22 protein-coding genes and 1 tRNA gene are annotated in these 22719 nt (G+C 69.0%); 10 read left to right on the forward strand and 13 right to left on the reverse strand.

The genetic code is table 11. The features are described from left to right. Positions 1-588 precede the first annotated feature (588 nt). The 5 genes from ABZX90_RS36625 to ABZX90_RS36645 form a co-directional block, all read right to left on the reverse strand. Entirely contained in the window at positions 589-987 is a 399-nt protein-coding gene (locus tag ABZX90_RS36625; RefSeq protein WP_355212330.1) for a hypothetical protein, read from the reverse strand. 304 nt (positions 988-1291) lie between these two features. Next, positions 1292-1813 (reverse strand): hypothetical protein, encoded by a 522-nt coding sequence (locus ABZX90_RS36630; RefSeq protein ID WP_355212333.1) that lies wholly within the window; start codon positions 1811-1813, stop codon positions 1292-1294. Positions 1814-2549: 736 nt separating this feature from the next. After that, a tRNA-Pro gene (locus ABZX90_RS36635) sits at positions 2550-2623 on the reverse strand. Positions 2624-2651: 28 nt separating this feature from the next. Then, a complete protein-coding gene (locus tag ABZX90_RS36640) occupies positions 2652-3440 on the reverse strand; it encodes a Pr6Pr family membrane protein (RefSeq protein ID WP_351129119.1) in 789 nt (262 codons plus the stop codon). Positions 3441-3757: 317 nt separating this feature from the next. Continuing rightward, positions 3758-4684, reverse strand: coding sequence for a metallophosphoesterase (locus ABZX90_RS36645; RefSeq protein ID WP_355212336.1), 927 nt, complete (start codon positions 4682-4684; stop codon positions 3758-3760). 392 nt (positions 4685-5076) lie between these two features. Here ABZX90_RS36645 and ABZX90_RS36650 point away from each other — a divergent pair, with 392 nt between their 5' ends. Continuing rightward, a complete protein-coding gene (locus tag ABZX90_RS36650) occupies positions 5077-5541 on the forward strand; it encodes a GatB/YqeY domain-containing protein (RefSeq protein ID WP_355212339.1) in 465 nt (154 codons plus the stop codon). A 251-nt stretch (positions 5542-5792) separates the two neighbouring features. Here the strand turns inward: ABZX90_RS36650 and ABZX90_RS36655 are convergent, their stop codons facing one another. Next, positions 5793-8078, reverse strand: coding sequence for a transglycosylase domain-containing protein (locus ABZX90_RS36655; protein ID WP_355212342.1), 2286 nt, complete (start codon positions 8076-8078; stop codon positions 5793-5795). A gap of 405 nt (positions 8079-8483) precedes the next feature. Between ABZX90_RS36655 and wblA the strand changes: the two genes are divergently transcribed. Then, positions 8484-8822, forward strand: a complete 339-nt coding sequence (gene wblA / locus ABZX90_RS36660; RefSeq protein WP_028799159.1) for a transcriptional regulator WblA — start codon at positions 8484-8486, stop codon at positions 8820-8822. 132 nt (positions 8823-8954) lie between these two features. Here the strand turns inward: wblA and ABZX90_RS36665 are convergent, their stop codons facing one another. Both ABZX90_RS36665 and ABZX90_RS36670 read right to left on the reverse strand, forming a co-directional pair. Further along, entirely contained in the window at positions 8955-10367 is a 1413-nt protein-coding gene (locus ABZX90_RS36665) for an ArsA family ATPase (protein WP_355212345.1), read from the reverse strand. After that, positions 10364-11341, reverse strand: a complete 978-nt coding sequence (locus ABZX90_RS36670; protein ID WP_351129134.1) for an ArsA-related P-loop ATPase — start codon at positions 11339-11341, stop codon at positions 10364-10366. Before ABZX90_RS36670 ends, ABZX90_RS36665 begins: the two co-directional genes overlap by 4 nt. A 487-nt stretch (positions 11342-11828) precedes the next feature. Between ABZX90_RS36670 and ABZX90_RS36675 the strand changes: the two genes are divergently transcribed. From ABZX90_RS36675 to ABZX90_RS36695, 5 genes are all read left to right on the forward strand, one after another. Beyond that, complete coding sequence (locus ABZX90_RS36675) at positions 11829-13058, forward strand: IS110 family transposase (RefSeq protein ID WP_355212565.1); 1230 nt, start codon at positions 11829-11831, stop codon at positions 13056-13058. Between the two features lie 136 nt (positions 13059-13194). After that, entirely contained in the window at positions 13195-13356 is a 162-nt protein-coding gene (locus tag ABZX90_RS36680) for a DUF4177 domain-containing protein (protein ID WP_261704751.1), read from the forward strand. Beyond that, positions 13353-13823, forward strand: a complete 471-nt coding sequence (locus ABZX90_RS36685; protein WP_261704750.1) for a RidA family protein — start codon at positions 13353-13355, stop codon at positions 13821-13823. The genes ABZX90_RS36680 and ABZX90_RS36685 overlap by 4 nt, the downstream gene beginning before the upstream one ends. Positions 13824-14079: 256 nt before the next feature. After that, a complete protein-coding gene (locus tag ABZX90_RS36690; RefSeq protein ID WP_355212350.1) occupies positions 14080-14949 on the forward strand; it encodes an NUDIX hydrolase in 870 nt (289 codons plus the stop codon). Beyond that, the gene (locus ABZX90_RS36695; RefSeq protein ID WP_351126421.1) at positions 14946-15776 is read left to right on the forward strand and encodes an MBL fold metallo-hydrolase; all 831 of its coding nucleotides are present in this window, start codon (positions 14946-14948) and stop codon (positions 15774-15776) included. The genes ABZX90_RS36690 and ABZX90_RS36695 overlap by 4 nt, the downstream gene beginning before the upstream one ends. Positions 15777-15825: 49 nt before the next feature. Here ABZX90_RS36695 and ABZX90_RS36700 read toward each other — a convergent pair whose 3' ends face one another. Together ABZX90_RS36700 and ABZX90_RS36705 are read right to left on the reverse strand one after the other, a co-directional pair. Further along, positions 15826-16644, reverse strand: a complete 819-nt coding sequence (locus tag ABZX90_RS36700) for a nucleotidyltransferase domain-containing protein (RefSeq protein WP_355212353.1) — start codon at positions 16642-16644, stop codon at positions 15826-15828. 213 nt (positions 16645-16857) lie between these two features. Further along, on the reverse strand, positions 16858-17532 hold the full coding sequence (locus ABZX90_RS36705; protein ID WP_006382668.1) for a Crp/Fnr family transcriptional regulator: 675 nt from the start codon (positions 17530-17532) through the stop codon (positions 16858-16860). A gap of 336 nt (positions 17533-17868) precedes the next feature. Between ABZX90_RS36705 and nth the strand changes: the two genes are divergently transcribed. Genes nth through ABZX90_RS36720 form a run of 3 tightly spaced genes read left to right on the forward strand, consistent with a single transcriptional unit; the run spans position 17869 to position 20918 of the window. Further along, entirely contained in the window at positions 17869-18939 is a 1071-nt protein-coding gene (gene nth, locus ABZX90_RS36710; protein ID WP_351126417.1) for an endonuclease III, read from the forward strand. Positions 18940-18991: 52 nt separating this feature from the next. Then, positions 18992-19705, forward strand: coding sequence for a CoA pyrophosphatase (locus tag ABZX90_RS36715; RefSeq protein ID WP_351126415.1), 714 nt, complete (start codon positions 18992-18994; stop codon positions 19703-19705). A gap of 13 nt (positions 19706-19718) precedes the next feature. Next, positions 19719-20918 carry a MarP family serine protease gene (locus ABZX90_RS36720; RefSeq protein ID WP_351126413.1) on the forward strand — a complete coding sequence of 400 codons (1200 nt, stop codon included), beginning with the start codon at positions 19719-19721 and terminating at the stop codon, positions 20916-20918. Positions 20919-20935: 17 nt separating this feature from the next. Here ABZX90_RS36720 and ABZX90_RS36725 read toward each other — a convergent pair whose 3' ends face one another. The 3 genes from ABZX90_RS36725 to ABZX90_RS36735 all read right to left on the reverse strand — a co-directional run bounded on the left by ABZX90_RS36725 (position 20936) and on the right by ABZX90_RS36735 (position 22701). Continuing rightward, positions 20936-21115, reverse strand: coding sequence for a hypothetical protein (locus tag ABZX90_RS36725; protein ID WP_261704743.1), 180 nt, complete (start codon positions 21113-21115; stop codon positions 20936-20938). A 162-nt stretch (positions 21116-21277) separates the two neighbouring features. Then, entirely contained in the window at positions 21278-22228 is a 951-nt protein-coding gene (locus ABZX90_RS36730) for an alpha/beta hydrolase (RefSeq protein WP_351126411.1), read from the reverse strand. After that, positions 22225-22701: a phage holin family protein gene (locus ABZX90_RS36735; protein ID WP_351126409.1), complete on the reverse strand. Its 477-nt coding sequence runs from the start codon at positions 22699-22701 to the stop codon at positions 22225-22227. The genes ABZX90_RS36730 and ABZX90_RS36735 overlap by 4 nt, the downstream gene beginning before the upstream one ends. Positions 22702-22719: the final 18 nt, after the last annotated feature.

The following is a 22719-nucleotide window of genomic DNA, read 5'->3' on the forward strand; positions in this document are numbered from 1 at the left end:
CACCACTCCTCCCGGCCTGGCTCAACGAGCCAGACCCCCTGGAGGGGTCAACTTTCAAGCGCCGCTACTGGTCCAATTTTCAGCCGTCGCCGACATACGGGGCTGCCCGCGCGTGGGTACAGCAGAGTGGTTGCCCGCGCATACGGCACGAGTTCTGGAAATACTTCCGCGATGTCGAACGGGGCTGGCGGAACGGTAAGACCCATGATCACCTCCGGGCCGCGTATCGTAACGCGACCGAAGTCAGGCATCACCGCTCGTGCCACCTCGATGCGAACTATGGGCACGGTGGTCGCTGAGGTTTGCCGGGTACGTCAGACGCTCGCTCGGGGCCGGTGACGGGTGGCTGGGTGCGGTGGTTACTGTACTTCGCTGCTGTACAGCCACCTGCCTGCTGGCCGGCCACCGCTTTAGGAGCGTGGTGGGGCGAGTTGGGGTCTGACCTGCGGGATGCCGACTTCGGCGTCTGCTGGCTGTGGCCCCCGTCAGCAGACGCTGTTCCCCGAGAGTCCCCGTCCGTTCTGGCGCGGTTGTGGCACGGGGAACTTCTAGGGGTCACCCGTCCCTGAGGCTTCGTTCAACGTGCGGTCAGACCACCAGCGCCGAGTGGAGCGCATCGAACATCTCACGAAGTTCCCACGTGGCGATTGGATCGATCTCCATCCGCAAGTGACACACGTCGTCGTCGCCGTTCGGGGTCAAGCGCACGAAGAAGGCGAAACCGTCCCCGACGGGCTCTGCGTTCAACGTCAGCGGATTGTTGCGGCCGGGAGTCACCGCCGCCGAAAAGCGTCCACCCGACGGCGCGCGCAGGTAAGAGAGCATCCGCGCTGCGAAGTCCGCAGCCTCCGCAGCGCTGAGATCCGCGGTGAAGTCAGCTGTCAGGCAGGAGGACCAATCTGCGGTGACCTGCCAGCTGTCCTCACAGGTCCGAGTCAGTTCCAGCCACACGTTATCGCTGCCGAGACGTATCCGCGGCTGTTCCATCGTCGCCCTCCGACATCCGTGCCCGAGCTCAAGAACCTATGGGGCGGATCTCCGCCATCGGAAGTCGTCGCAGCTCATCCATGGCCAGAGCACTAGGGACACCCTTACGGGCCGGCCGCAGGATTTGAACCTGTGGCCTCATCCTTATCAGGTCAATTGCGGGGCGTTGGTGACGTTGGTCGACGGCCGGTGATCCCTGAGCGGGGGCTCATCGAGGTACGGCGCCAACCGGCGATGTTCGTGCTTGTTGGTGTCAGGTGTTGATGTCAGACGCCGAATGGGCTCTCGGAGGGCTGTTGTCCCGCTAGGGCGCGGCAGGGAACGGGTACTCGGGCACCCAGCCCGGGGCATCTTCCAACGGAAGGTGGTCGCGGTAATACTGCGACTCGAACCACTCCTCCTTCACGAAGAGCGGGCGCGTTAGGAGCGAGTCCCCGACCTGCTGCGAGCGCAAGAGCAGTCTGAGATCGGTCAGGGCGAGCGAACCGTCAGGGGTGTAGAGCACCCAGTTCCCGTGTTCGGCGGCGTGGTCCAGGAGGAATTGGTGGCCCTCCGCTGGATCGCGGCCGGCCAGCGGGAAGCCTGCCAGGAAGACCTGCGGACCGGTGGCCGCATCCAGCGCCACACATACAAGCTTGCCTGCGGCGTAGAACGCCTTCACCCCGCCCGAGAAGTCTTCCTGCTCGTAGGGCCCGCCAACCCGAGTTTCGGGCTCGGAGACCATCAGTGCCTCGGCGACCTCGGCTGGAGACATCCCGAACCAAAGCGGCCCCACGCCGCCTTCGGCCCGCATTTCCCAGCGCTCGCGCTCCACCTCTGCGCTCATCCACCCCACCCCACATTTGAACGGCCCATACCCGCGTCCGTTGATGCGCGGACGGGCCAACCGCCGGGCCCGCGGATCCTGAGATCAGGTTCCGAGGCTATCCCTCCCCCACCCACCACTCACCCCAGCTCCCATCCCGTCTGCCGTCGACCCACACACCGTGGAGCGGGCGTGGTTCAGGGCGTCAAGGTGGAGCGCCCTGCTGGACGAACGACCTTGACGCCCTGGGCCGCGACTGCTCGGCTCTGCCTGGGTCGACGGCAGGCGGGATGGGAGCACCCCACGCACGCCACACTCGGCCGGCACCCGCGAACGGAGCCCCCGCCATCTCGGAGCCCGAGCGCCCCCGCCGGAGGCACGCTCTGACCGGAGCACTCCGTGTCCGGGTCTCTACTCATGGGCCGTCGCTTGCTGCGGCCCCAGGGGCCAGCCCGCGCTCGCGCGGGCACTTGAACCAGTGGAGAAAGTTTGAATCACGTCGTGATCGTGCGGCAGACCCAATCGGCTCATGGGTGAACTGGCCGAGCAGTGGGAGGAGTCGTTGGCGGCACGGTCCGCCATGCACCCGCGGTCACCGGTGTGCGCACTCGATGCCTTGCTGAGAGCGCGCCAGGAGTGAAGCCCGGGGAGTGAAATTCCTTGATCCACTCCCCGTTCACTCCCCAGAGGCCTCGACAAACGAGTCAGGGCCGGTTTCCCGTGAAGGAAAACCGGCCCTGACCTGGTGTTTTAGCTGTCGGGGTGGCGGGATTTGAACCCACGACCTCTTCGTCCCGAACGAAGCGCGCTGCCAAGCTGCGCTACACCCCGATCGTCGCTGCTCTCGCGGCGACGTCGTTTACTTTAGCCCACCGGTGCCCGGAGACGAAATCCGGTTTTCGGGGCGTCGGCCGTGGCGTCGGACCGGGTCGGGGCGCACGTGGTCGAGGGCGACGATGAGGAGGGCCAGGGCGTAGAAGGCGACGCCGAGGACGGCCGTGTTGCCGAGGACGCCCGTGTAGCCGTGCCGGTCCACATCGGCGAAGGGGTAGAGGTAGCGCGCCGGGGTTCCGGGCGACAGCATCGCGCCGCGGGCGAGGCCGAAGGCCAGGTAGGCGAGCGGGTAGAGAAGCCAGGTCGCCGCGTTGCGGAGCGCCAGCGGGGTCGGGCGGGTCAGCAGCAGCCAGTCGAGGACCACGGCGATCGGCGTGACCGTGTGGAGGAGCTGGTTGGCGACCGCGTGCCAGCCGGAGAGTGTGTCGATGTCTCCGGTCATGGAGAACGGGGTCGACTCGTTCGCCAGGAGCAGGTGGTAGACCAGGCCTGTGATCGAGATGTAGATCAGTGTGCCGCCCGTCAGCACCCCGGGCAGGGGCCGGCGGGCGGACCAGGCCCGGCGTGCCGATGCCGCGAAGACCACGGCGACGAGCAGGTTGGTCTGGATCGTGAAGTAGCTCAGCACCCGGGCCGGGTTGCCCAGCTTCATGTCGATCGCCACGCCCGCTGCCGCCGCGAGGGCCACCAGGACGCGGTAGACCGCCGTGGCCGGGCGGCGCGCGGGAGCCACCACCGCCGTCGCGGGGACGAAGGAGCGGATCGACGGGGGGATACCCGGTATCGCGGGGAGGTCGGGTATGTCCCTGGGCATGGGGGTGATCATGGCCCCACGCTAAGCGGATCGGGCAGTTTGGGCGATATGGGTCGACTGGGTGGGTTACGCCCGCATCATTATTGGCCCGCGTCGGCGGAATCTCGTACCGTCTCCGGTCCGTACCGCCCGCTTTCAGACTTCATGCCCATGCCCATGCCCATGTCCATGCCCGTGCTTCACGCGTCACTGGGCTGCGACGCCCGTGCCTCCTGAGCCAGGGGGCAGCGCTCCGCGCCGTCCCCGGCCCGCCGGCGTGATCACGACCCCGGTCCTCGCTCAACCACCGGTTGCGCCCGCCGGGGTCCGGCGGACCTCTACTTCCGCTCCACCAGCGTCAGCAGCGACGCCTCCGGCGGGCAGGCGAATCGGACCGGGGTGTAGCGGTTCGTGCCGCAGCCCGCCGAGACGTGCAGGTACGACGTCCGGCCCTCCGTCGTATGGGTGGACAGGCCCTTGACGCGGTCCGTGTCCAGGTCGCAGTTGGTGACGAAGGCGCCGTAGTAGGGGAGGCAGATCTGGCCGCCGTGCGTGTGGCCCGCCAGGATCAGGGGGTAGCCGTCGGCCGTGAAGGCGTCCAGGGAGCGCAGGTACGGGGCGTGCACCACACCCATCGAGAAGTCGGCGGACTCGGACGGGCCACCGGCCACGCGCGCGTACCGGTCGCGCTTGATGTGAGGGTCGTCGAGGCCGGTCAGCTCGATCTCCGCGCCCTCGACCTTCAGCGTCCCCCGTGTGTTCGTCAGGTTCACCCAGCCCGCGGTGTCGAAGCCGTCGCGCAGGTCCTCCCACGGGTTGTGGACGGCGCCCACGACCGGTTTGTTGCCGTTCAGCCCGTGACGGCCCTGCGCCTTCTCGAGCAAGTAGCGGGCGGGGTTGCGGGGTGTGGGGCCGTAGTAGTCGTTCGAACCGAAGACATAGGCGCCCTGGAACTCCATCAGGGGGCCGAGCGCGTCCAGTACCTCGGGCACGCCCTCCGAGTCCGAGAGGTTGTCCCCGGTGTTGATCACGAAGTCGGGGCGCAGGCCGGCCAGGGAGCGCAGCCAGCGCTGCTTCTTGCGCTGGCCGCCCACCATGTGGATGTCCGAGACCTGCAGGACGCGCAGCGGTCGCATCCCCGGCGGCAGGACCGGGACCGTCACCCGCCGCAGGCGGAAGGAGCGGGCCTCGAACCCCGCCGAGTACAGCAGACCGGCGGCGCCCACCGCCGTGATTCCCAGGGGTACTCCGTATCGCGCGCGCATACGCCCATCGTGTCAGACCCCGATGAGCCCGCGTGCCCCCCTGTGGACAACCCCGATCGAACGAGGCGGAAGCCCCTTTCGGGCGGCTTCCGGTATCGCTGCCGTGCTGGGCGGTCGTTGTCCACGTAGATCACGTCGTGCATGACGGTGACTGCGAGCTGTTCCGTGATGTCACGGCGGATACGCTCTTGTCGGGCGACGCCCGTTTGGTCGTCATCGTTCACGTGGGAGATCCGGCAGTGGATCGCTGCCGCTTCCCCCGTCCAGTCGGTACGTCCGCGTCGGGCCTTCCGCGTTCCGTCATCCGGGCCAACGTGCGGAGTCGTGCCGAGTCGCTTGTGACCTGCGATATCTCGTTGACCGGGTCCATGACAAAAGGCTATGAAGGAACCATGACCACGCTCAAGTCGAAGTTGCAGGAAGACCTCAACGCCGCGATCAAGGGGCGCGACGAGCTGCGCTCCTCGACGCTCCGGCTGACCCTTACCGCGATCACCAAGGAGGAGGTCGCGGGCAAGACCAAGCGCGAGCTCTCCGACCACGAAGTGCAGAAGGTGATCACTCGCGAGGCGAAGAAGCGTCGCGAGGCCGCTGACGCCTTCGCGCAGGGCGGGCGCCCCGAGTCGGCCGAGCGGGAGCGGGCGGAGGGCGAGGTGCTCGCCGCGTACCTGCCCAAGCAGCTGTCCGACGAGGAGCTTCAGCAGATCGTCGCCCAGGCCGTCGAGGAGGCGAAGGCGGCGGGTGCCGAGGGACCGCGTGCCATGGGCCAGGTCATGAAGATCGTGAACCCGAAGGTGGCCGGCCTGGCCGAGGGTGGCCGCGTCGCCGCCGTCGTGAAGAAGTTGCTCGCGGGCTGACACCACCGCGAGCCCGGCCCGGGCTGACACCACCGCGAACCCAGCGCGAACCCGGGCACGAACCCGGCGCGGGCGGCCGCCGCCGCTGGACCGGCCTCGTGGAACCCCGGCCGGCCCGGGACCTCAGAACGCCCGTCAAGCCGAACGCCCGTCAAGCCGAACGCCCCGTGGGCCAGGATCGACTCCTGGCCCACGGGGCGTTCAGGCGCTCACGCGCCGACTTCCGGCGTACGGGCGTACGGGCGTACGGGTCAGTTGCGTTGCCCGCCGTTGTCGTTGCCGCTGTTGGTGTTGCCTTGGATCCAGCCCTCGGGAAGGGAGAAGGTAGGCGTCGGGGTCACCACTCCGCCGTCGCTCTGGCCGCCGATGGTGGTTCCGAGAATGGTGTTCCCGTTCCCGTTCCCTCTGCCGTGGCGGCCGTTGTTCCCGTCGTCCTGGCCGTCGCCCTTGCCCTTGTCCTTGTCCTTCTCGGGGTCGGGAATGTTGATCAGGTTGAAGGACGGGGCGTCCTTGCCCACGAGAGCGCCCGTCATCAGGTCCCGCCAGATCGGCCCGGGGACCTGACCGCCGTACACCTTGTCGTGCCAGACGCCGCCGATCTGGATGCTCCGCATCTTGACCTGCTGGGTGGCGCTGCCGACCCAGACCGCGCCGGACAGGTTCGGCGTGTAGCCGACGAACCAGGCGTTCTTGCGCTCGTCGGTGGTACCCGTCTTACCGGCGTTGGCGCGGTCGGTGAGACCGGCCTGCTGGCCCGTACCGGAGTCGATCACGCCGCTCAGCAGGCTGTTGACGGTGTCCGCGGTCTGCTCGGACATGGCCCGCGAGCAGGTCGACTTGGGCACGTCCAGGGACTTCTCGTGCCCGCCGATCTGCTGGCTGATCGACTCGATGGCGATCGGGGTGCAGTACATGCCGCGGGAGGCGAAGGAGGCGTAGGCCGTGGCCATGGTGAGCGGCGAGATGCCCTTGGCGCCCAGGGCGATGGAGGGCACCTGGGGGAGCTTGTCGCCGTTGCCCTGGACCACACCGAGCTTGTCGATCTGGTTCATCACCGGGCAGAGGCCGATGTCGGAGATCATCTGCACGAAGTAGGTGTTGACCGACTTGGCCATCGCCTCCTTCAGCTGATACGGGCCCTTCTCGTCCACGCTCTCGTTCGGGACCTGCTCGTTCGCCTGGTTCGTCCACGGCTTGCTGCCGCAGGTCTGTACGGGGCTGGGGTACGGCATCTTGTTCGGCGAGGAGTATTCCTGCGTCGCCGGACGGCCCTGCTCCAGCGCGGCCGCGGCCACGAACGGCTTGAACGTCGAACCGGTCGGGAAGCCGTAGTTCGAGCCGCCCATGTCGTAGTTGACCGAGTAGTTGTACTCGGTCTCGTTCTTTCCGGTGCCGAACGGCTTCGACTGGCCCATCCCGAGGATCTTCCCGGTGCCGGGCTCGACCAGGGTGGCCGCCGCGGCGACCTTGTCGGACTTGTAGACGTGATCCTTGATCGACGTCTGGATCGACGCCTGGGACTGCGGGTCGAGCGTCGTGCGGATCGTCAGGCCGCCCTGGTTCCAGACCTTGGCCCGGGCCTCCTTGGTCTTGCCGAAGACCGGATCGCTCAGGAAGACGTTCTCCACGTACTTGCAGAAGAAGCCGGCGCCCTTGACCGCCGTGATGCAGCCGTTCTTCGGGCGGCTGACGTGCAGCCCGAGCTTCGCCGCCTTGGCCTTGTCGGCCTGCTGCTGGGAGATGTCGTGCACCTCGGCCATGCGCTGCAGCACGGTGTTGCGGCGCTTGGTGGCCTCCTCCTCGTCGTTGACCGGGTCGTACCGGCTCGGCGACTGGACGATGCCCGCGAGCAGCGCCGACTCCTGGAGGTTCAGGTCCTTGGCGGGCTTGGAGAAGTAGCGCTGGGCGGCTGCCTCGACGCCGTACGCCTGTTCCCCGAAGAACGTGATGTTCAGGTAGTTCTCGAGGATCTTCTTCTTGCCCAGCTTCTCTTCGAGCTGGATCGCGTACTTGAGTTCGCGGATCTTGCGGCCGATGGTCTGCTGGGTGGCCTGGGCGACCTTCGTCGGGTCGTCGCCCGCCTCTTCCACGAAGTAGTTCTTCACCAGCTGCTGGGTCAGGGTGGAGGCACCCTGCATGCCGCCGTTCTGCGCGTTCTGGTTGACCGCGCGCAGGATGCCCTTCAGGTCGACCGCGCCGTGCTCGTAGAAGCGCGAGTCCTCGATCGCGACGATCGCCTTCTGCATGGAGGGCGAGATGTCCTTGAGGTCGAGCACCGTGCGGTCGCGCGAGTAGACGGTCGCGATCTGACCGCCCTTGCTGTCCAGGATCGTGGTCCGCTGACTCAGTGACGGACTCTTCAAATTGTCCGGAATGTCATCGAACCCCTGGACCGATCCCTTGGCCGCCAGACCGAGCGCGCCCGCGGCGGGCAGCGCGATTCCGGCCATGACGGCGCCCGCGAGCACGCTGACACCGAGGAACTTGGCGGCCTGCTGCGTAGGGGACAGACCACCACCCGAGCGCTTCTTTGGCATGAGGGCAGCCTACGTTCTCATTCGCCGGACACGCGTATATGCCTTGGCCTAAGCTGCTCTCAACTGTCACAGCAGTACGGCCACGTATCAATACGTCCGGCGACCCCGAATCGTTCCGGAGGTTCCGCGTTCCTGTGGAGCGCGTGTCCGAATCAGCCTTGTGTGTCACTCGGCGTCCGTTGTGACTCAACTGAACTGTCCCGGTTTGACGGGATAGTCGCGCATGTCCCCAGCTCACTCCCCCGGGTGATCTGCCGCTTACGCATAGTCCGTTCGGGCCATTCAAGATTGGGCCCGAAGGGGGTGTTGCGCTGTGCCCACCTTCCGTAACGTCCTCAACTGGCGGCGGTGAATATGCCGCTGCCGCCGTGGGGGAGCCTCGATTCGGGAGAGGACGGCGCCGGTATGGGCTGGGTAACCGACTGGAGTGCGCAGGCGGCCTGCCGCACTACCGATCCGGATGAACTGTTCGTTCAAGGAGCAGCGCAGAACAGGGCCAAGGCAGTGTGCACCGGATGTCCGGTTCGCACGGAGTGCCTCGCCGATGCGCTCGACAACCGCGTCGAATTCGGCGTGTGGGGTGGCATGACCGAGCGCGAGCGCCGTGCGTTGCTGCGCCGGCGGCCGACCGTCACCTCGTGGCGTCGCCTGCTCGAGACCGCGCGTACGGAGTACGAGCGCGGTGCGGGCCTGCTGCCCCTCGACGAGGAAGAGGTGTACGAGCGCTACGCCGCGGTGGGCTGAGGGGAGTTCGCCCTCCGGGGCAGGACGCCATGCCCAGGGCCCCTCAGGCCCGTCCGGGTCCTTCCAGGGCCCGTCCGGTGCCGCAGGGGCCGGCAGGGGCTGAGAGCGTCCCCTCAAGGCTTTCCCGGATGCTCAGCTTTCGGGCAGCTCCGGCCGGTGGGCCGCGAGCCGGTTCCCGATGTCGCGCAAGCCGGCGAGATCGTGTACGTCACCGGGCAGTGCGGCCACTTCGGCCACCGCCACCTCCGGGTGGCGCGCGGCGAAGCGGTCACGCGTGCGCTGCTCGCGGGAGAGCAACTGCATGCGCTCGGCATGGAGCCTCAACAGTCCTGCGGTGAGCTGGTCGACGGACCGCTCGGGGTCCGTGGCGGCGGTCCTGTCCGTAGCGGTGGTGCTGTCCGTGGCGGCTGTCCTGTCCGTAACGGCGGGGGAGCCTTCGTCAGGAGCTGATGTCTCGGAAGCCGGTGATTCTGAACTGCCGTACGTGTCGGGAGAGTTACGAAGTCCAGCTTTCCCGTCCCCCTGATCCACAATGCCGGCGTCGTCAAGATTTTCTGCGTCGGCGAAATCAAGATCTTCCGCACCGGTGGAATCAAGATCTTCCGCACCGGTGGAATCAAGATCTTCCGCGGCGGCGAGCGCCCGCTCGGCGGACAGCCGGGTGGCGCCGCTGCCGTGCACCCGGTTGAGCACCAGTCCGGCGAACGGCATGTCCTCCGCGGCCAGTCGCTGCACGAAGTACGCGGCCTCGCGCAGCGCGTCCCGCTCCGGCGCCGCCACCACGAGGAACGCCGTGCCGGGCGCCTGGAGCAGCTTGTACGTGGCGTCGGCCCGTGTGCGGAAACCGCCGAAGGTGGTGTCCATGGCCGCGACGAACGTCTGGACGTCCTTGAGGAGTTGGCCCCCGAGCAGCTTGCCCAGGGTGCCGGTCATCATCGACATCCCGACGTTCAGGAACTTCATGCCCGCACGGCCGCCGAGCTTCGCCGGCGCCGTCAGCAGCCGGATCAGCCGCCCGTCGAGGAAGGACCCGAGCCGCTTCGGGGCGTCCAGGAAGTCCAGGGCCGAGCGGGACGGCGGTGTGTCGACCACGATCAGGTCCCACTCGTCGCGCGCCCGCAACTGGCCCAGTTTCTCCATCGCCATGTACTCCTGCGTGCCCGCGAAGCCCGCCGAAAGCGACTGGTAGAAGGGGTTGTTGAGGATCACGGCCGCCCGCTCGCCGTCCGCGTGCGCCTCGACGATCTCGTCGAACGTGCGCTTCATGTCGAGCATCATGGCGTGCAGCTCGCCGCTCCCCTCGACGCCCTTCACCCGGCGCGGAGTGTTGTCCAGGGAGTCGATGCCCATGGACTGCGCCAGCCTGCGCGCGGGGTCGATGGTGAGCACGACCACCTTGCGGCCGCGCTCCGCGGCGCGCAGCCCGAGGGCCGCCGCCGTGGTCGTCTTGCCGACGCCGCCCGAGCCGCAGCACACCACGATGCGGGTCTTCGGGTCGTCGAGCAGCGGGTCGAGGTCGAGGACGCGGGCGGGGTCCAGACTCATGACATCCCTTGCTTACGCAGCTGTGCGGCCAGTTCGTACAGGCCCGCCAGATCCATGCCCTCGGCGAGCAGCGGGAGTTCGTGCAGGGGCAGGTCCTGCTCGGCCAGTACGCTCCGCTGCTCGGTCTCCAGGGCGTACCGCTCGGCGTACTCCTCGGCCTGCTGGAGGAGCGGCTCCACGAGCCGCTCGGCCAGTCCGCCGCGACGCGCGCCGCCGAGTCCGGCCGCGGAGAGCGACTTGGCGATCGCCGTACGGGGAGTGGACTCCGCGAGTGCCAGGTCGGTGTCGTCGAGGAGTGCCGGGCGGACCATGTTGACGATGATCCGGCCCACGGGAAGTTTCGCCGCGCGCAGCTCCGCGATCCCGTCCGCGGTCTCCTGTACCGGCATCTCCTCCAGCAGTGTCACCAGGTGGACCGCCGTCTCCGGGGACTTGAGGACCCGCATCACGGCCTGTGCCTGATTGTGTATCGGGCCGATCTTCGCGAGGCCGGCGACCTCGTCGTTGACGTTCAGGAAGCGGGTGATGCGGCCTGTCGGGGGCGCGTCCATCACCACGTAGTCGTACGTGAAGCGCCCGTTCTTCTCCTTGCGCCGCACCGCCTCGCAGGCCTTGCCGGTGAGGAGCACGTCGCGCAGTCCGGGCGCGATGGTCGTCGCGAAGTCGATCGCGCCGAGCTTCTTCAGGGCGCGGCCGGCGCCGCCCAGTTTGTAGAACATCTGGAGGTAGTCCAGCAGCGCCAGTTCGGGGTCGATGGCGAGGGCGTACACCTCCCCGCCGCCCGGAGCGACGGCGATCTTCCGCTCCTCGTAGGGCAGCGCTTCTGTCTCGAAGAGCTGCGCGATGCCCTGTCTGCCCTCGACCTCGACGACGAGGGCGCGCTTGCCCTCGGTCGCGAGGGCGAGCGCGAGGGCCGCGGCCACCGTGGTCTTGCCGGTACCGCCCTTGCCGCTGACGACCTGGAGCCTGCTCACGTATTCGAGCCTAATTCCTTGCTAAGCACTCCGGTGGTTCCGGGTGGAGTTGTCGGGGTGTTCGAGGGGTGAGTGCCGTCACGTCTGATTCGAGCCGGGCTTGCGAAGCCTCTGGTTAGAGCGCGCGGACGGTCCCTCACGCGAGATTGACGGTCGTGCTGGTGGCGAGTGGATGCCTGGTCCGGTCCTGCCCTTCGAGGCCTCTGCGCAGACCGGCGCTGCTCGCAGTCGGCTCGGCCGTCAACACTCGAAGGCCAGTCCCTCGTTGGTGTTGTGGGACGAGCCCACCGCACGGTGACCTCTCGTGAAGCCCGAGCCGTCTGAGCTCCCGCGTAGACCGAGGCCCGCGTGGTGCGCTGGTGCCACGAACACAACTAGTGAGGCGTCGGACCAGCCCGTGCGGCTGAGTCCTGGAATTAGGTCGCTGCGTGGCCCGCATGCGCTCGTGACCAGCGCAAACACCTGCACCGTGGAGAAGGAACGGCCCGTGATCTACTGCGGAATCGACTGGGCGGAACGGACACATGACGTCGCCCTGGTCGACAGCACTGGCAAGTTATTGGCGAAACGCCATATAGCCGACGATGCGGCTGGTTACCAGCTGCTGATCGACCTGCTCGCCGAACATGGCGACACCGAAGAGGATCCGATCCCCATCGCCATCGAGACCTCCCGTGGCCTGCTGGTCGCCGTGCTGCGGCAGGGCAAGCGACGGGTCTTCGCGATCAACCCCATGGCCGCCGCTCGCTACCGCGACCGGCACTCTGTCTCGCGCAAGAAGTCCGACCCCGGCGATGCCCTCGTCCTGGCCAACATCCTGCGCACCGACATGCACGCGCACCGGCCGTTGCCCAACGATTCCGAACTGGCTCGCGCTATAGCCGTCCTCGCCCGCGCCCAACAGGACGCGGTGTGGAACCGGCAGCAGATGGCCAACCAGCTCCGCTCTCTGCTGCGCGAGTACTACCCGGCCGCCTTGGATGCCTTCGCTGGCTGGGCCAACGGGCTGTGCCGCCCAGAGGCACGCGCGCTGCTCAAGCTAGCCCCCACTCCGGCTGGCGCCGCACGGCTGAGCCGTACGCAGATCAGAGCGGCCCTCAAAAGGGCGGGCCGCAAACGCGGCATCGAGATCGACACCGATCGGCTGCGCGAGGCACTCCGCACCGAGTCGGCTCACCAGCCGCAGCTGGTCGAGGAGGCGCTCGGTAAGCAGATGCTCGCCCTGCTCCTCCAACTGGAGGCCGCTTGCACGGCTGCCGATGACCTTGCCGAGGCTGTGGAGGAGGCTTTCCCTCAGCACCCGGACGCTGACGTGATTCTCAGCTTCCCCGGTCTTGGCGTGCAGCTCGGCGCCCGGGTGCTAGCCGAGATCGGGGACGACCATCTCAGGTTTGCCGACGCCCGCGGCCTGAAGGCGTATGCGGGTTCGTCGCCCATCACCAGAGCTTCTGGGAAGAAGTCGAGCATCACACGACGGCGGATCAAGAACGACCGGCTCAACCACGCCGGCTACCTGTGGACGTTCGCAGCACTGACCGGTTCGCCGGGCGCCAAAGCACACTACCGCCGACGACGCGAAGAGCACGGCGATTGGCACGCGGCCGCTCTGCGTAACCTCTTCAACCGCATGCTCGGCCAGCTCTACCACTGCCTGCAGGAAGGCGAGCTGTTCGACGAACACGTAGCGTTCCCTGTCTCGCTTGCTGCGGCAGCTTGACTCTTAGCGCCGTGAGGCGTCTAACCAGTCCGCCGCCGGAGTAAGCAGGAGGCTGTGGACAAGCTGCGCTTTCGGGTGCGGGGAGGGGGGTGGCTCGGGCGGTGGACGGCGGTCGGCAGCGGCTACAGTCGGCCACATGACCAAATGGGAATACTCCACTGTGCCACTGCTCGTCCATGCCACGAAGCAGATTCTGGACACCTGGGGCGAGGACGGCTGGGAGCTGGTCCAGGTCGTGCCCGGGCCGAACAACCCCGAGCAGCTGGTGGCCTACCTGAAGCGCGAGAAGTCCGCATGAGCGGGGCGGTCGAGGCGAAGCTGGCCGAGCTCGGGCTGACCCTTCCGGGTGTCGTTCCGCCGTTGGCCGCGTACCAGCCCGCCGTGCAGTCGGGCGTGTACGTGTACACCGCCGGGCAGCTTCCGATGGTGGACGGGAAGCTTCCGGTCACCGGGAAGGTGGGGGCCGAGGTCACGGCCGAGGAGGCCAAGGAGCTGGCCCGTACGTGCGCCCTGAACGCGCTGGCGGCCGTGAAGTCGGTCGTGGGCGACCTGGATCGCATCGCGCGTGTCGTGAAGGTCGTCGGCTTTGTGGCCTCGGCGTCGGACTTCACGGGGCAGCCGGGTGTGCTGAACGGCGCGAGTGAGCTGCTGGGTGCGGTGCTGGGTGACAAGGGTGTCCACGCCCGGAGCGCGGTCGGTGTGGCTGTGCTGCCGCTGGACGCGCCGGTCGAGGTCGAGATCCAGGTGGAGCTCACGCACGCGTAGCCCTCCGGGCGTCTTCGGGTGCCTGGTCTGTCGTGGGTCGGGGCCGTGCCGGTACATCAGGGATGTACCGGCACGGCCCCTTTCCGTGCGCGGTGAGCCGCGGGTTCGTCGTGTCGAGTCTCAGCCCCTCCGGCGTTCGAGGGGCGGGGTCTGGGCGGAGCCCGGGAACGGGAAGGGCAGGGGCGGAGGGGGCGAGGAGCGCTCGTGGGGGCGGTGGGGCCTCGAACATCCGCCCGGCTCGGGATAGCCTCCGGCCATGGGGAATGGGCAATGGTTTCCGGCGGAGTGGCCGGAGCGGATTCGGGCGCTTGCCGAGGGCACGCTGACGCCGGTCACGCCCCGGCGCGCGGCCACCGTGATGCTGGTCAAGGACGGCGAGGCCGGCCCCGTGGTCCACATGCTGCGCAGACGCACCTCCATGGCCTTCGCCGGGGGCGCGTACGCGTATCCGGGCGGCGGCGTGGACCCGCGCGACGACGAGCACCAGATCCGCTGGGCGGGGCCCACGCGCGCGTGGTGGGCCCAGAAGCTCGGCGTGGACGAGACCTCCGCCCAGGCCATCGTCTGCGCGGCCGTACGGGAGACGTACGAGGAGGCGGGCGTCCTGCTCGCCGGCCCCAGCCCGGACACCGTGGTCGGTGACACGACGGGCGAGGACTGGGAGGCGGACCGGGCGGCCCTGGTCGCCAGGGACCTGTCCTTCGCGGAGTTCCTCGACCGCAGAGGACTCGTGCTCCGCTCGGACCTGCTCGGGGCCTGGGCCCGCTGGATCACCCCGGAGTTCGAGTCCCGCCGCTACGACACATGGTTCTTCGTGGCCGTCCTCCCGGAGGGCCAGCGCACCCGGAACGCCTCCACGGAGGCCGACCGCACGGTGTGGATCCGCCCGGCCGACGCGGCGGCCGGCTACGACAAGGGCGAGCTGCTGATGATGCCGCCCACCATCGCGACCCTGCGCGGGATCGTGGAGTACGAGAGGGCCGCCGACGCCCTCGCCGCCGCACCCGCCCGTGATCTGACCCCCGTCCTCGCCAAGGCCCGCCTGGAGGACGGCGAGGTCGTCCTCGCCTGGCCCGGACACGACGAGTTCACCAAGCACATCCCGACCGGTGGAGCCTCCGCATGACCGACGCAGCAGCCCTCCCCGGCCGGCCACGAGGCACGGTCCTCTCCGGCCCGGCAACCGCGCGCGCGGTGAACGTCCTCGCCCCCAACGCCTCCGCGATGACCCTGGACGGCACGAACACGTGGATCGTGGCCGAGCCGGACTCCGAGCTCGCGGTCGTCATCGACCCGGGCCCCCTGGACGACGTACATCTGCGGAACGTGCTGGACACGGCCGAGAAGGCCGGGAAGCGCGTCGCGCTGACCCTGCTGACGCACGGGCATCCCGATCACGCGGAGGGCGCGGCGCGGTTCGCCGAGCTGACGGGGACCAAGGTGCGGGCCCTGGATCCGGCGCTGCGGCTGGGGGACGAGGGGCTGGCCGCGGGGGATGTGATCAGCCTCGGCGGGCTCGAACTGCGTGTCGTGTCGACCCCGGGGCACACCTCCGACTCCCTGTGCTTCCATCTCCCGGCCGATCGGGCCGTGCTGACCGGGGACACCGTCCTGGGGCGCGGTACGACCTTGGTGGCCCATCCTGACGGCCGCCTGGGCGACTATCTCGACTCCCTGCGCCGGCTCCGCTCCCTGACGGTCGACGACGGCGTCCACACGGTCCTGCCCGGTCACGGGCCCGTCCTCGACGACGCCCAGGGCGCGGTCGAGTTCTATCTCGCCCATCGCGCCCACCGGCTCGCCCAGGTCGAGACGGCCGTCGAGAACGGATACCGGTCGCCGCAGGAGGTCGTCGCGCGCGTGTACGCGGACGTGGACCGGTCGCTGTGGCCCGCGGCCGAGTTGTCGGTGCGGGCCCAGATGGACTACCTGCGGGAGCACGGGCTCATCTAGGACAGGTCACGCGCCGTGGCGGGGTTCGCCGGTCTCCTGGAGGGGGTCTTCACGGGCGGGGCGCCTTGATGCCGTGCACGCGCGCGTACTCCCCGGCGAGCCAAGGCCCCAGGTCGTCGACGTACGAGCGGAGCGCCGCCGGGTCGCCGGTCGGCTCGTATCCGCGGACGGCCGCCCTCCGCAGGTCGGCGGTCCGCTCCGGGTAGTACGCGGCGAAGGCCTCGGCCATCTCCCCGAGGTCGCTGGTCCAGCCGTTCCAGCGCGGCATGACGAGGGTGAAGCCGGTGCGCACGAGGTGCCGCGACATCGAGCGGACCAGCGGGCGTCGGGCCTCATCGGTGTCCGCGGCTCCGTCGATCCGCTCACGCCAGCGCGGCAGCATCAGGGCGAGGTCGCCGTTCGTCTCACGGGCGAGCAGCGTGTCGGGGCGGTAGCGGGGCAGGTACTCGGCCAGATCCTCGCCCAGGAGGGGCGTGCAGAGGCAGGCGACGAACCAGCCGAGGTCGTACGTCTCCAGGTCGCTCAGCAGCCGCGTACGGCTGAACAGCAGCGTCCCCACCCCGTCGATCTCGGCGAACTCCTTGTCGAGCGCCGCTTCGAGTGTGCGGGCGTCGGCGCGGTCCGCGTCCGTCGGTTCGGCACGCAGGCAGAGCAGCAGGTCGAGGTCGGAGCGTCCCACGCGCGCGGTGCCGCGCGGGATCGAGCCGTAGAGGTACGCGCCGTTCAGTCGGGCCCCGAAGACGTCCAGGTAGCGGTCGCGGGCCGCCGCGACGACCGGCCTGAAGGCGTACGGGACGAGCGCGAGTGATCCCTCGCGCGCGATGTATCCCTGGGCGTCGAGTCCTCTGTGGTGCCCCTGAGCGGCCATGAGCCCACTGTGGACCGGCGGGCGGCCGTGGCGCAGGTCATTTCCGCGTGTCTGGGCCGAGGGAGCCCTGAGGGCGGTCCTGTCGACGAGGCCCGCCTCGGGAGGGGGTGCCTCGACGGATCCGCTTCGGAACCGGGGGTATGTCCACGGGCGACGACGACGGGCCCCGCTTCGGAAGAAGGCGGGACCCCGTCGACGTACGGCCAAAAAGTGTCAGCGCGAGCGCTTGGCGAGCCTCTCCACGTCCAGGAGGATCACCGCGCGGGCCTCCAGGCGGAGCCAGCCGCGGCCCGCGAAGTCGGCGAGCGCCTTGTTGACGGTCTCGCGGGAGGCGCCGACCAGCTGAGCCAACTCCTCCTGGGTGAGGTCGTGCACGACGTGGATGCCCTCTTCGGACTGCACGCCGAAGCGGCGCGACAGGTCGAGCAGGGCACGCGCGACACGGCCGGGCACGTCGGAGAAGACCAGGTCGGACATCTGGTCGTTGGTCTTGCGCAGGCGCCGTGCGACGGCGCGCAGCAGGGCGGCGGCCACCTCGGGCCGCGCGTTCAGCCATGGCTGGAGGTCGCCGTGGCCGAGGCCGAGCAGCTTGACCTCGGTGAGCGCGGTGGCGGTCGCCGTGCGCGGGCCCGGGTCGAACAGCGACAGCTCGCCGATCAGCTCACCGGGGCCGAGGACGGCCAGCATGTTCTCGCGCCCGTCGGGGGAGGTGCGGTGGAGCTTCACCTTGCCCTCGGTGACCACATAGAGGCGGTCGCCGGGGTCGCCCTCATGGAAGAGAGCGTCGCCTCGCGCGAGGGTCACCTCACTCATGGAGGCGCGGAGCTCCGCGGCCTGCTCGTCATCGAGCGCCGCGAAGAGCGGGGCGCGCCGCAGAACGTCGTCCACGAGTTCTCTCCTTGTCGACCTGCTCAGGGGATCTTGCTCCCCCTTGGTACCAGGGGACCGTGTTCCCCATCTTGCCGGACGGTCCAAACAGTGTGATCAGTCACAAGTCTGCCGCACTGGCGTCCCAACGAGTGCGGCAGGGGGCCAATTGGGGGCCGATCTTCAGGGTCCGGGGCGGATGTCGGTGCCGGGCTTTAGGCTGGCCGGGTGTCCAAATCGCCGGTGAGAGCACAGGCCAAGGGGGCTGGGCAGGTGGTTGTACGTCGCGATTCCGCTGTGGGCGAACAGGCCCCCGACGGAACCAAAGAACCGACAAAAGCGACAGAGTCGACGCCGGTGAAGACGGCACCGAAGTCTGCACGGAAGTCTGCACCGAAGGCGGCTGCCGAGAAGGGCGCGAAGAACACCGCCCGTCAGACCGCCAAAAAGGGGACGCCCACGAAAGCGACCGCCAAGAAGGTGACGCCGACGAAGGCGGTCTCCAAGAAGGCGGCCCCCTCGAAGTCTGTCTCCAAGAGGGCCGTCTCCAAAAAAACCGTCTCCGCGAAGGCGGCGTCCAAGAAGGCGGCGCCCGTCGAAGCCGTCTCCGCGAAGGCGGCGTCCGGGGGGCCCGTCGTCGCGAAGCCGCCGAAGCACGAGTCGCACACCGCCCTCGTCCGCCGGGCCCGCCGCATCAACCGCGAGCTGGCCGAGGTGTACCCGTACGCCCACCCGGAGCTGGACTTCGAGAACCCCTTCCAGCTGATCGTCGCCACGGTCCTGTCCGCCCAGACCACCGACCTGCGGGTGAATCAGACGACGCCGGCGCTCTTCGCCAGATACCCGACCCCCGAGGACCTCGCCGAGGCCAACCCGGAGGAGGTCGAGGAGATCCTGCGCCCGACCGGGTTCTTCCGGGCCAAGACCAAGTCGGTCATAGGGCTCTCCAAGGCCCTGCGGGACGATTTCGGGGGCGAGGTGCCCGGCCGCCTCGAAGACCTCGTCAAGCTGCCCGGAGTGGGCCGCAAGACCGCCTTCGTCGTGCTCGGCAACGCCTTCGGGCGGCCCGGAATCACCGTGGACACCCATTTCCAGCGGCTCGTGCGGCGCTGGCAGTGGACCGCGGAGACCGACCCGGACAAGATCGAGGCGGCCGTCGGCGGGCTCTTCCCGAAGACCGAGTGGACGATGCTGTCGCACCACGTGATCTTCCACGGGCGCCGGATCTGCCATGCCCGCAAGCCCGCCTGCGGCGCCTGCCCCATCGCCCCGCTCTGCCCGGCGTACGGGGAGGGCGAGACCGACCCCGAGAAGGCGAAGAAGCTCCTGAAGTACGAGAAGGGCGGCTTCCCCGGCCAGCGGCTCAACCCCCCGCAGGCCTATCTGGACGCGGGCGGCATCCCCGCACCCCCACTGGGCGCCGGATGACGGAACGAACACGGCCCTGGCGGGCGTTGGGAAGTGCAGAACGGGGGTGTCGATGACGCGCGCAGGCAACACACAGGACGCGAGCAACACGCAGGGCGGGCCGGTGGTACTCAGCAAGGACGGGCTGCCCGACTGGCTGGGCCCGGTCGCGCATGCCGCGGAGACGGTGGAACCGCTCCAGCTGAGCCGCTTCCTGCCGCCGGCGAACGGCGCGGGCCGTCAATCCGCCGTGCTCATCCTCTTCGGCGAGGGCGGTCGCGGCCCCGAGCTGCTGCTCATGGAGCGCGCCGGCACCCTCAGATCGCACGCCGGGCAGCCGTCCTTTCCCGGAGGCGCACTCGACCCCGAGGACGGCGACCCGAAGGCCGACGGGCCGTTGCGGGCCGCCCTGCGCGAGGCCGAGGAGGAGACCGGCCTCGACCCGAGCGGCGTCCAGCTCTTCGGCGTGCTGCCCAAGCTGTACATCCCGGTGAGCGGCTTCGTGGTCAGCCCGGTCCTCGGGTGGTGGCGCCGCCCGACCCCGGTCGGCGTCGTCGACCCGGGTGAGACGGCCCGGGTCTTCACGGTGCCCGTGGCGGATCTCACGGACCCGGCCAACCGTGCGACCACCGTGCATCCCAGCGGTCACCGAGGTCCGGCATTTCTGGTCGAATCGGCCCTGGTCTGGGGTTTCACGGCCGGAGTGATCGACAAGATCCTGCATTTCGCGGGCTGGGAGCGCCCGTGGGACCGCGACAAGCAGGTCCCGCTCGACTGGCGCGCATGACAAGGTGACCTTCGTGAATGTGCTGGACATCCTGTTGCTGGTCGCCGCTGTGTGGTTCGCGATCGTGGGCTATCGCCAGGGCTTCGTCGTCGGCATCCTGTCGGTGATCGGCTTCCTGGGCGGTGGTCTCGTCGCCGTATACCTGCTCCCGGTCATCTGGGGCTGGGCGACCGACGACAGCGAGGTGAGCACGACCGCCGCCGTCGTCGCGGTGGTCGTCGTGATCGTCTGCGCCTCTGTCGGCCAGGCCCTCACCACCCACCTCGGCAACAAGCTGCGCCGGTACATCACGTGGTCCCCGGCCAGAGCCCTGGACGCGACCGGCGGCGCCCTCGTGAACGTCGTGGCGATGCTGCTCGTCGCCTGGCTGATCGGCTCGGCCCTCGCGGGCACGACGCTGCCGACGCTCGGCAAGGAGGTCCGCAACTCCAAGGTGCTGCTCGGTGTGTCCCGCGCGCTGCCCTCCCAGGCCAACACCTGGTTCGCCGACTTCTCCTCGGTTCTCGCGCAGAACGGCTTCCCGCAGGTCTTCAGCCCGTTCGCCAACGAGCCCATCACGGAGGTCCGGCCGCCCGACCCGGCGCTCGCCGCCAGCCCCGTCGCCACCCGTGCGCAGAATTCCATCGTCAAGGTCATGGGCACCGCCCAGAGCTGCGGCAAAGTCCTCGAAGGCAGCGGATTCGTCTTCAGCGACCGCCGTGTGATGACCAACGCGCACGTGGTGGGCGGAGTCGACGAGCCCACCGTCCAGATAGGCGGCGAGGGCAAGAAGTACGACGCCACGGTCGTCCTGTACGACTGGGAGCGCGACATCGCCGTACTCGACGTACCGAACCTGAAGGCGCCCGCGCTGAAGTTCAGTTCCGCGGACGCGAGCAGCGGCGACAACGCGATCGTCGCGGGCTTCCCGCAGAACGGCTCGTACAACGTCCAGCCCGCGCGCGTGCGGGGCCGCATCACGGCCAACGGCCCCGACATCTACCACCGCAAGACGGTGCGCCGCGATGTCTACTCGCTGTACGCGACGGTCCGTCAGGGCAACTCGGGCGGACCGCTGCTGACACCCGAGGGCAAGGTGTACGGCGTGGTCTTCGCGAAGTCGCTCGACGACGCCGACACCGGCTACGCGCTCACTGCGGACGAGGTCCGGGAGGACATCGTCAAGGGGCGTACGGCCAACCAGCAGGTGGACAGCGACAGCTGCGCGCTCTGAGCGGTGGGCGCGGGGCCTCAGCCGCGTGGATGGCGCAGCCGCACGGAGACCCAGCGGGCCCGGCGGCGCAGAATGTGCGGAATCCCCACGCGGGGATCCGTGCCCGTCAGCTGCGGTGTGCCCCTCTGATGGGAGCTCAGACCCGTGGCCGAGCGGCGATTGCGTGCTGCGTCACTGTAGTCGTGCGTCCAGCCCATACCCCGACGTCTGCCCCTGCCCCAAGGTCGATAACCTCGCCCCGGCCCCTCAATTGGCCTATGCGCCAGGCAATTGGCTGTTCGTAGGACAGCTGTTCACTGTCCGCATTCCGGGCGCGACACCGGGCGCGTTCGGGCGGTCACTCAAGGGTGACCGGAGGGTCACCGGTCGGGTTCCGGATCCTTCAGCCAGTTGACCAGTTCGGTGGAAAAGGCGACCGGATCCTCCTCGTGCGGGAAGTGCCCGAGCCCGTCGAACAGCCGCCAGCGGTACGGCGCTTCGACGTACTCCCCGGAGCCCGCCGCACTCCGCGTCCGCATCACCGGATCGAGCGAGCCGTGCAGATGCAGCGTCGGCACCCGCACCGGCCGCTTCATGCGCCGGTTGAACTGGATGCCGTCCGGGCGCGCCATGGACCGCACCATCCACCGGTACGGCTCGATGGCGCAGTGCGCGGTCGACGGGATGCACATGGCACGGCGGTACGCCTCCACGGCGTCCTCGTCCGGCTGCCGGGGCCCCGACCAGTCCCGTACCAGACGGCCCACCAGGGCGCCGTCGTCGGCGACGAGTTGGCGCTCCGGGATCCACGGGCGCTGGAATCCCCAGATGTAGGAGCCCGCCGCCGTCTGCTTGACGTCGGAGACCATGGCGGAACGCCAGCGCCGCGGATGCGGCATCGACGACACCGCGAGCCGGCGGACGAGCTTGGGCCGCATGACGGCCGCCGTCCACGCCAGATAGCCGCCGAGATCGTGCCCCACCAGCGCGGCGTCGGGCTCGCCGAGGGACCGTACGACCCCGGTGATGTCGAGCGCGAGGTTGGCGGGGTCGTAACCGCGCGGGGTGCGGTCGCTGCCCCCGACGCCCCGCAGGTCCATGGCCACGGCCCGGAAGCCGGCGTCGGCGAGCGCGACGAGCTGGTGCCGCCAGGTCCACCAGAACTGCGGGAAGCCGTGCAGCAGCAGGACGAGCGGCCCGTCGCCGAGCTCGGCGATGTGGAAGCGCGCGCCGTTGGCGGCCACGTCCCGGTGGATCACTTTCTGTCCGCCGGGAAGGTCGATCCGTACGGCCGAGATGGGATGAGCCGAAGGTGTGGCGGGGTCCGTCATGAGGATGAGCGTGCCACAGCCTTGACGGCGTCCTCGACCGGCTCGGGCCGGGGGTGCGGCTTGGCGTTCGGCAGAACACCCGCTGTCTCCTTCACGGAGGCGGCCACCTTCTGCGGGCCCTGGCTCTTCTTGACCTTCTTCGCGAAGATCACGCCGATCAGTGCGAGCACGGCCGCGACCAGCACGTTCGCCGCGAACGACAGCAGGAAGCAGATCGCGAGATTCCAGTCGCTCCAGGTCCGGATGCCGTAGGCGAGGGCGAAACTGAGCATCGGCAGGGAGAAGATCAGCACGGCGCCGGCCGCCCCGAACGCGCCGCCGCTGACCGCGCCGCGCTTGACGTCCTGCTTGAGCTGCGCCTTCGCCAGTGCGATTTCGTCGTGCACCAGTGCGGACATCTCGGTCGTCGCCGAGGCGACCAGTTGGCCGATGCTGCGTTCGGCGCCGACCGGGCTGCCGTCGGGTGCGCTCATCGCGATCTCCCTCTTCTG

This window comes from Streptomyces sp. NPDC002935 (assembly GCF_040611295.1).
Taxonomy (GTDB): Bacteria; Actinomycetota; Actinomycetes; order Streptomycetales; family Streptomycetaceae; genus Streptomyces.

What these genes read in the sequence shown, in the direction of transcription:
- ABZX90_RS36625 (WP_355212330.1), bottom strand. Translation starts at nt 987, where the DNA reads ATGGAACAGCCGCGGATACGTCTCGGCAGCGATAACGTGTGGCTGGAA.
- ABZX90_RS36630 (WP_355212333.1), bottom strand. Translation starts at nt 1,813, where the DNA reads ATGAGCGCAGAGGTGGAGCGCGAGCGCTGGGAAATGCGGGCCGAAGGC.
- ABZX90_RS36640 (WP_351129119.1), bottom strand. Translation starts at nt 3,440, where the DNA reads ATGCCCAGGGACATACCCGACCTCCCCGCGATACCGGGTATCCCCCCG.
- ABZX90_RS36645 (WP_355212336.1), bottom strand. Translation starts at nt 4,684, where the DNA reads ATGCGCGCGCGATACGGAGTACCCCTGGGAATCACGGCGGTGGGCGCC.
- ABZX90_RS36650 (WP_355212339.1), top strand. Translation starts at nt 5,077, where the DNA reads ATGACCACGCTCAAGTCGAAGTTGCAGGAAGACCTCAACGCCGCGATC.
- ABZX90_RS36655 (WP_355212342.1), bottom strand. Translation starts at nt 8,078, where the DNA reads ATGCCAAAGAAGCGCTCGGGTGGTGGTCTGTCCCCTACGCAGCAGGCC.
- wblA (WP_028799159.1), top strand. Translation starts at nt 8,484, where the DNA reads ATGGGCTGGGTAACCGACTGGAGTGCGCAGGCGGCCTGCCGCACTACC.
- ABZX90_RS36665 (WP_355212345.1), bottom strand. Translation starts at nt 10,367, where the DNA reads ATGAGTCTGGACCCCGCCCGCGTCCTCGACCTCGACCCGCTGCTCGAC.
- ABZX90_RS36680 (WP_261704751.1), top strand. Translation starts at nt 13,195, where the DNA reads ATGACCAAATGGGAATACTCCACTGTGCCACTGCTCGTCCATGCCACG.
- ABZX90_RS36685 (WP_261704750.1), top strand. Translation starts at nt 13,353, where the DNA reads ATGAGCGGGGCGGTCGAGGCGAAGCTGGCCGAGCTCGGGCTGACCCTT.
- ABZX90_RS36690 (WP_355212350.1), top strand. Translation starts at nt 14,080, where the DNA reads ATGGGGAATGGGCAATGGTTTCCGGCGGAGTGGCCGGAGCGGATTCGG.
- ABZX90_RS36695 (WP_351126421.1), top strand. Translation starts at nt 14,946, where the DNA reads ATGACCGACGCAGCAGCCCTCCCCGGCCGGCCACGAGGCACGGTCCTC.
- ABZX90_RS36700 (WP_355212353.1), bottom strand. Translation starts at nt 16,644, where the DNA reads ATGGCCGCTCAGGGGCACCACAGAGGACTCGACGCCCAGGGATACATC.
- ABZX90_RS36715 (WP_351126415.1), top strand. Translation starts at nt 18,992, where the DNA reads ATGACGCGCGCAGGCAACACACAGGACGCGAGCAACACGCAGGGCGGG.
- ABZX90_RS36725 (WP_261704743.1), bottom strand. Translation starts at nt 21,115, where the DNA reads ATGGGCTGGACGCACGACTACAGTGACGCAGCACGCAATCGCCGCTCG.
- ABZX90_RS36730 (WP_351126411.1), bottom strand. Translation starts at nt 22,228, where the DNA reads ATGACGGACCCCGCCACACCTTCGGCTCATCCCATCTCGGCCGTACGG.
- ABZX90_RS36735 (WP_351126409.1), bottom strand. Translation starts at nt 22,701, where the DNA reads ATGAGCGCACCCGACGGCAGCCCGGTCGGCGCCGAACGCAGCATCGGC.